The sequence below is a fragment of the Xanthomonas sp. SHU 199 genome (assembly GCF_000364665.1).
Lineage (GTDB): Bacteria > Pseudomonadota > Gammaproteobacteria > Xanthomonadales > Xanthomonadaceae > Xanthomonas_A > Xanthomonas_A sontii.
Genome location: NZ_AQOI01000101.1, coordinates 1 through 6,117 on the forward strand (window position 1 = coordinate 1; position 6,117 = coordinate 6,117).

The following is a 6,117-nucleotide window of genomic DNA, read 5'->3' on the forward strand; positions in this document are numbered from 1 at the left end:
TGGCGGGCGTTCGCCCAGGCGCAGGCGCAGGCGTTCCAGGCGACCGTCGCTGTTGCGGTAGAAGCGCACCTGGTCCGGCGCCACTTCCAGCCAGTGCGCCATCAGCCGTTCCACGTTGCGGTCGCGCACCTGGTCGCGCGCCGGCAGCGGCGCATGGGCGGTGTCCTGCACCTTGAGGGTCTGGGTGCCGGCCGGCATGCGCGTGCTGAGCAGGGCGATCACCTCCGGCGGGTGCACCGGCATCTCGTAGACCGGCGTGCGCAGCACCAGGGCGATGCCGATCAGCTGCGCGGTGAGCAGCGCCACCACCAGCAGCAGGAAGGCGCGGGCGAAGATCGGCACGCCGCGGCGGGCGCGCGTGGGCCCGCTCACAGGCGGGCGACGCTCGGCAGCAGCATGTAGCCCTCGTTGCGCACGGTACGGATCAGTTCGGTCTGCACGCGCTCGTTGATCTTGCGGCGCAGGCGGCTGATCTGGCTGTCGATGGCGCGATCGTAGACCTCGGTATCGCGGCCGCGCGCGTAGTCGAGCAGTTGGTCGCGGCTGAGCACGCGCTGCGGATGCTCGACGAAGGTGCGCAGCAGCGCGAATTCGCCGTCGGAAAGATTGATGAAGATGCCGGTGGGATCGCGCAGGTCGCGGCGGATCACGTCCAGCCGCCAGCCGGCGAACTCGTAGACGTTGCCGCGCGCTTCCGGCGGCAGCGTCGCCGCCTGGCTGCGCCGCAGCAGGGCGCGGACCCGCGCCAGCAGCTCGCGCGGATTGCACGGCTTGGCCAGGTAGTCGTCGGCGCCGACTTCCAGGCCGATGATGCGGTCGGTGTCGCTGCCCAGCGCGCTGAGCATGATCACCGCCGGCGCGCCGCGCTCGCTGGCGAGCTGGCGGGCGGCACTGAGGCCATCCTCGCCGGGCATCATCACGTCCAGGATCACCAGGTCCGGCTGGCGCTCGGCCATCCGCAGGCGCATCTCCGCCACGGTCTCGGCGGTGTCCACCTGATAGCCGTGGTCGCTCAGGAACTCGCTGATGAGTCGGCGCAGATCCGGATCGTCGTCGACGACCAGAATGAAGGATTTCATGTCCACGATCTTGAAGGGCGGCCACACGGGGATTCGCCCAGTCTAGACGTGGCCGCGGCTGCCTGGAACTGGGGGCGGGCAGGGACGTGGCCACCGGCACCGGGGCCCGCGCATGAACGCGTGGCCATCATAGGCAGCACCGGCGGCGCCAACATGGCGGTTTCGTGTCCTGGGCCGACACGCATTGCCATGCGCCGGCACCCGCGCGGCGGGGCGTCCGGCCGCGCCCGGGTCGGCCAGGATGGGTGGAGTAACGGCGCGGGCGTTTTCTTTTTCCGATGGCAGGAATACTATCCCCCAGTATAGTTCCCGAGTCCCCGCCACATGCCGCACGCCCCGCACGAAAAGAAGCGCGTCCTCGCCCGCATCCGCCGCCTGCGCGGCCAGACCGAGGCGTTGGAACGCGCGCTGGAGGAGGGGACGGACTGCGCTGCTGTGCTGCAGCAAATCGCCGCCATCCGCGGCGCGGTCAACGGCCTGATGTCGGAAGTGATGCAGGCGCACGTCCGCGATGAATTCGGCCATGCCGCCACCTCCGATGCGCAGCGCGCCGCGCGCGTGCGCGAGATGGCCATGCTGGTCCGCTCCTACCTCAAATGATCCCCACCCCACGCCCATTCCGTCAGCCAGGAGAAATCGCATGAAGTCCCGAGCCGCCGTCGCTTTCGAAGCAGGCAAACCGCTGCAGATCGTGGAGATCGATGTCGAACCGCCGCGCCAGGGCGAAGTGCTGGTGCGCATCACCCATACCGGCGTGTGCCATACCGACGCGTTCACGCTGTCCGGCGACGATCCGGAAGGCATTTTCCCGGCGGTGCTCGGCCATGAGGGCGGCGGCATCGTCGAGGCGGTGGGCGAGGGTGTGACCAGCGTCAAGGTCGGCGACCACGTGATCCCGCTGTACACGGCCGAGTGCCGCAAGTGCAAGTTCTGCCTGTCCGGCAAGACCAACCTGTGCCAGGCGGTGCGCGCCACCCAGGGCAAGGGCCTGATGCCCGACGGCACCACCCGCTTCTCCTACAACGGCCAGCCGATCTACCACTACATGGGCTGCAGCACCTTCAGCGAGTACACGGTGGTGCCGGAGATCTCGCTGGCCGTGGTCAATCCCGAGGCGCCGCTGGAGAAGGTGTGCCTGCTCGGCTGCGGCGTCACCACCGGCATCGGTGCGGTGCACAACACGGCGAAGGTGAAGGAAGGCGACAGCGTCGCGGTGTTCGGCCTCGGCGGCATCGGCCTGGCGGTGATCCAGGGCGCGGTGCAGGCCAAGGCCGGGCGCATCCTGGCCATCGATACCAATCCGGGCAAGTTCGAGCTGGCGCGCAGCATGGGCGCCACCGACTGCATCAACCCCAAGGACTACACCAAGCCGATCCAGGAAGTCATCGTCGAGCTGACCGATGGCGGCGTGGACTTCAGTTTCGAGTGCATCGGCAACGTGCACGTGATGCGCTCGGCGCTGGAGTGCTGCCACAAGGGCTGGGGCGAGAGCGTCATCATCGGCGTGGCCGGCGCCGGCCAGGAAATCAGCACGCGCCCGTTCCAGCTGGTCACCGGCCGCGTCTGGCGCGGCAGCGCCTTCGGCGGGGTCAAGGGCCGCACCCAGCTGCCGGGCATGGTGGAGCAGGCGATGCACGGCGAGATCGATCTCGATCCGTTCATCACCCACACCCTGCCGCTGGACGAGATCAACGAAGCCTTCCACCTGATGCACGAGGGCAAGTCGATCCGCACCGTCATCCACTTCTGACCGCAGGTCAGTCCGGCGCGCGGCCGTTTCCGCGCATTGCAGCGACGCAACGAACCCGGGAGGGGGCAAGATGAGTACTGTGACGATTCATCCGTCGGTGGATGCCGGCGTGCGTGCCGGCGCGGAGCATTTCCAGGGCGGTACCCTGGAATGCCATTGCGCCAGCGACAAGGTGGTGGTGGAAGTGGGCGCGCAGACCGCGCACAACCACGCCTGTGGCTGTACCAAGTGCTGGAAGCCGAAGGGCGCGACCTTCTCGGTGGTGGCGGTGGTGGCGCGCGACAAGGTCAAGGTGACGGCGCACGAAGAGAAGCTGAAGGTGGTGGACGAGAGCGCGACCATCCGCCGTCACGCCTGCACCGGTTGCGGCGTGCACATGTACGGCCGCATCGAGAACACCGAGCATCCGTTCTACGGCCTGGATTTCGTGCATACGGAACTGTCGCCGCAGCAGGGCTGGTCGGCGCCGGGGTTCGCCGCCTTCGTGTCGTCGATCATCGAGAGCGGCACGCGTCCGGAGGCGATGGACGGGGTGCGCAACCGCCTGCGCGAACTGAAGCTGGAACCGTACGATTGCCTGTCGCCGCCGCTGATGGACGCGATCTCCACCCACGTGGCGCGCAAGAACGGCGTGCTGCACTGAAGCCCGCTGCCGCGCGCGTCGCCGGTCGACGCGTCGCGGCACCCCGCCTGCGGCCGGTCGCGGCCGCAGGCCCTCTTCCCGGAACTGCCCATGGAACGTATCGAACACCACGCCTGCTGCGGCGGCTGGCAGGACGTCTATCGCCACGACTCGGCCGTGCTCGGCTGCCCCATGCAGGTGGCCGTGTACCTGCCGCCGCAGGCCGAGCACACCACGCTGCCGGTGCTGTACTGGCTCAGCGGCCTGACCTGCACCGAGCAGAACTTCATCACCAAGGCCGGCGCGCAGCGCTATGCGGCCGAGCATGGCGTGATCCTGGTCGCGCCCGACACCAGCCCGCGCGGCGAGAGCGTCGCCGACGCCGAGGGTTACGACCTGGGCAAGGGCGCCGGCTTCTACGTCAACGCCACCCAGGCGCCGTGGGACGCGCACTACCGCATGTACGACTACGTGGTGCAGGAACTGCCGGCGCTGATCGAGGCGCAGTTCCCGCACAACGGCCGGCGCGCGATCAGTGGGCATTCGATGGGCGGCCACGGCGCCCTGGTGATCGCGCTGAAGAATCCCGGCCGCTACCGTAGCGTGTCGGCGTTCTCGCCGATCGTGGCGCCCACCCAGGTGCCGTGGGGCGAGAAGGCATTCACTGCCTACCTGGGCGAGGACCGCACGCAGTGGCAGGCCTACGACGCCAGCGTGCTGATCGGCAGTGCCAGCGAGCGTCTGCCGCTGCTGATCGACCAGGGCGGCGGCGACGAGTTCCTCGACAAGCAGTTGCGCCCGCAGTTGCTGCAGGCCGCCGCCGAGGCCGCCGGCTACCCGCTGACCCTGCGCGTGCAGCCCGGCTACGACCACAGCTACTACTTCATCGGCAGCTTCATCGGCGAGCACATCGCCTTCCACGCGCGCGCCCTGCAGGGCTGAGCGCGCTCCACCGGCGGCCGCGCGACGCGGCCCGCCGGGCAGGGGGCCGCGCGCTGCGCGGCCGGTCGCATAACCAGCCTTCTCCGCTGTCGTCCCTGGCAGTGCTTTTCGGTGCACGCGCGATTGCGCTCGAGTGACGCAGGCAGCTGCTTGCCTGCCGCGCACATGACAGGCCGGTGACCACGACGGACGCGGCGTGGCCTGTCTCGTAAACAATCAGGTGCGCCGCACAGCCCGACCCGCGATTGTGCGATCGCGTTCGCGCCTGCTGAGACCGGCGCTGGCTAGATTCCGCAGGGTTCGCCCTCGCCACATCCCTGGATCGGAGCCGCGCCATGTCTTGCCGTCGCATCCTGCTGCTCCCCTGGCCGCGCTGGCGCAGCCCGCTCAGCCCCGTGGCGATGCTCGCCTGCACCCTGGTCGGCGCCTGCGTGGCGCTGGCGATCGGCGCGGCAACGCCGTAGCGCACGCCGCTCCTGGCTGACGTCGATCGCGGTCACGCCGTTGCGCCGGATGCGGCCGCTGCGGTCGTGTCGCACGCGGGGCGATCGCCGTGATGGGTCGATGTGCATGTGGAGTTGCATGCACGGCGTCGCTCGGAGGCGGCCCAGGGCGCCTTGCAGGCGCGGTGCGAGCAAGCGCTGGGAGCGAACTTCGCATCGGGACCGCGGTGCGGCGCTGGACGCGGCGCTAGCGCGGCAGTCGCGTTGCCAGTTTGCCCAGCCGCCGCATTGCATCTTCCAGCGTCTCGCTCCACGGCTGGCCGCAGCTCAGCCGCAGGTGGTCGGCATAGTCGCCGCGGCTGGAGAACAGGTGCCCGGGCGAGGTGCCGATGCCGGCGGCGAGAGCGGCCTCGAACAGCGCCTGGCCGCTGCCGGCGTCGGCCAGTTGCAGCCACAGCGACAGGCCGCCGGCCGGGTCGCCGATGCGGGTACCGGCCGGCCAGTGCCGCAGCACCGCCTCGCGCAGGCGCTGGCCGTTGTCGGCCAGGGTGCGGCGCAGCTTGCGCAGGTGGCGTTCCAGGTCGTGCCGCTTCAGGTAGTCGGCCAGGGCCAGTTGCGGCAGGCTGGCGCCGCCGATGGTGGAGAAGTACTTGGCGCGCACCAGCGCGTCGGTCCAGACGCCACCGAGCAGCCAGCCCACGCGCAGGCCGGGCGCCAGCACCTTGGAGAAGGCGCCGCAGGTGATCACGTTGCCGTGGATGTCGAAATGGCGCAGCGGCCGTGGGCGCTGCCCCGACCAGTCGAGTTCGCCGTAGATGTCGTCCTCGATCACCACCGTGCCGTGGTGCGCGCAACTGTCCAGCACGGCGCGCTTGGCGGCATCGGGGGTGAGGCTGCCCAGTGGGTTGTTGAAGTTCGGCACCAGCACCGCGGCGCGCGCCGGCGTGCGCTGCAGCAGTGCGTCCAGGCGTGCGGCGTCGATGCCCTGGCCGGGCCGGTTCGGGACTTCCAGCACCTTCAGGCGCAGCGCCGCCACCGCCTGCAGGATGCCGTGGTAGGTCGGGGTCTCGACCAGCACCACGTCGCCGGGGGCGGTGAGCGTGCGCAGCGCCAGGCTGATCGCCTCCATCGCGCCGGCGGTCACCACCACCTCGTCGGCGGCAACGACCGTGGCGCAGTGCGCGTAGCGCTGCGCGATCTGCCGGCGCAGCGCGGCGTGGCCCTGCGGCGGTGCGTAGTCGAGCGCGGCGCTGCGCTGGCGGCGCAACTGCCGCGCCAGCG

General features: G+C 70.1%; 7 protein-coding genes and 1 pseudogene. 5 read left to right on the top strand and 3 right to left on the bottom strand.

Annotation, left to right across the window (positions count from 1 at the left end):
* A pseudogene (locus tag D183_RS24015) lies at window positions 1-372 on the bottom strand (two-component sensor histidine kinase); the annotation flags it as partial.
* Window positions 369-1,079 carry a response regulator gene (locus D183_RS0104840; protein ID WP_153750682.1) on the bottom strand — a complete coding sequence of 237 codons (711 nt, stop codon included), beginning with the start codon at window positions 1,077-1,079 and terminating at the stop codon, window positions 369-371. The pseudogene D183_RS24015 and the gene D183_RS0104840, both read right to left, overlap by 4 nt.
* Window positions 1,080-1,403: 324 nt before the next feature.
* On the opposite strand from D183_RS0104840, the gene D183_RS0104845 reads away from it, so the two are divergent.
* From D183_RS0104845 to D183_RS28120, 5 genes are all read left to right on the top strand, one after another.
* Entirely contained in the window at window positions 1,404-1,679 is a 276-nt protein-coding gene (locus tag D183_RS0104845) for a metal/formaldehyde-sensitive transcriptional repressor (RefSeq protein ID WP_017908003.1), read from the top strand.
* Between the two features lie 40 nt (window positions 1,680-1,719).
* Window positions 1,720-2,829 carry an S-(hydroxymethyl)glutathione dehydrogenase/class III alcohol dehydrogenase gene (locus D183_RS0104850; protein ID WP_017908004.1) on the top strand — a complete coding sequence of 370 codons (1,110 nt, stop codon included), beginning with the start codon at window positions 1,720-1,722 and terminating at the stop codon, window positions 2,827-2,829.
* A 70-nt stretch (window positions 2,830-2,899) separates the two neighbouring features.
* A complete protein-coding gene (gene gfa, locus D183_RS0104855) occupies window positions 2,900-3,472 on the top strand; it encodes an S-(hydroxymethyl)glutathione synthase (RefSeq protein ID WP_026143453.1) in 573 nt (190 codons plus the stop codon).
* A gap of 90 nt (window positions 3,473-3,562) precedes the next feature.
* A complete protein-coding gene (gene fghA, locus D183_RS0104860) occupies window positions 3,563-4,393 on the top strand; it encodes an S-formylglutathione hydrolase (protein WP_017908006.1) in 831 nt (276 codons plus the stop codon).
* 335 nt (window positions 4,394-4,728) lie between these two features.
* A complete protein-coding gene (locus D183_RS28120) occupies window positions 4,729-4,857 on the top strand; it encodes a hypothetical protein (RefSeq protein WP_017908007.1) in 129 nt (42 codons plus the stop codon).
* A gap of 226 nt (window positions 4,858-5,083) precedes the next feature.
* Here D183_RS28120 and D183_RS0104870 read toward each other — a convergent pair.
* The coding region (locus tag D183_RS0104870; RefSeq protein WP_017908008.1) for an aminotransferase-like domain-containing protein at window positions 5,084-6,117 on the bottom strand (1,034 nt) is incomplete at its 5' end.

Bases quoted from the DNA above. Each gene is read 5' to 3' on its own strand.
- gfa (WP_026143453.1), top strand. From the start codon at position 2,900: ATGAGTACTGTGACGATTCATCCGTCGGTGGATGCCGGCGTGCGTGCC.
- fghA (WP_017908006.1), top strand. From the start codon at position 3,563: ATGGAACGTATCGAACACCACGCCTGCTGCGGCGGCTGGCAGGACGTC.
- D183_RS0104840 (WP_153750682.1), bottom strand. From the start codon at position 1,079: ATGAAATCCTTCATTCTGGTCGTCGACGACGATCCGGATCTGCGCCGA.
- D183_RS0104845 (WP_017908003.1), top strand. From the start codon at position 1,404: ATGCCGCACGCCCCGCACGAAAAGAAGCGCGTCCTCGCCCGCATCCGC.
- D183_RS0104850 (WP_017908004.1), top strand. From the start codon at position 1,720: ATGAAGTCCCGAGCCGCCGTCGCTTTCGAAGCAGGCAAACCGCTGCAG.
- D183_RS28120 (WP_017908007.1), top strand. From the start codon at position 4,729: ATGTCTTGCCGTCGCATCCTGCTGCTCCCCTGGCCGCGCTGGCGCAGC.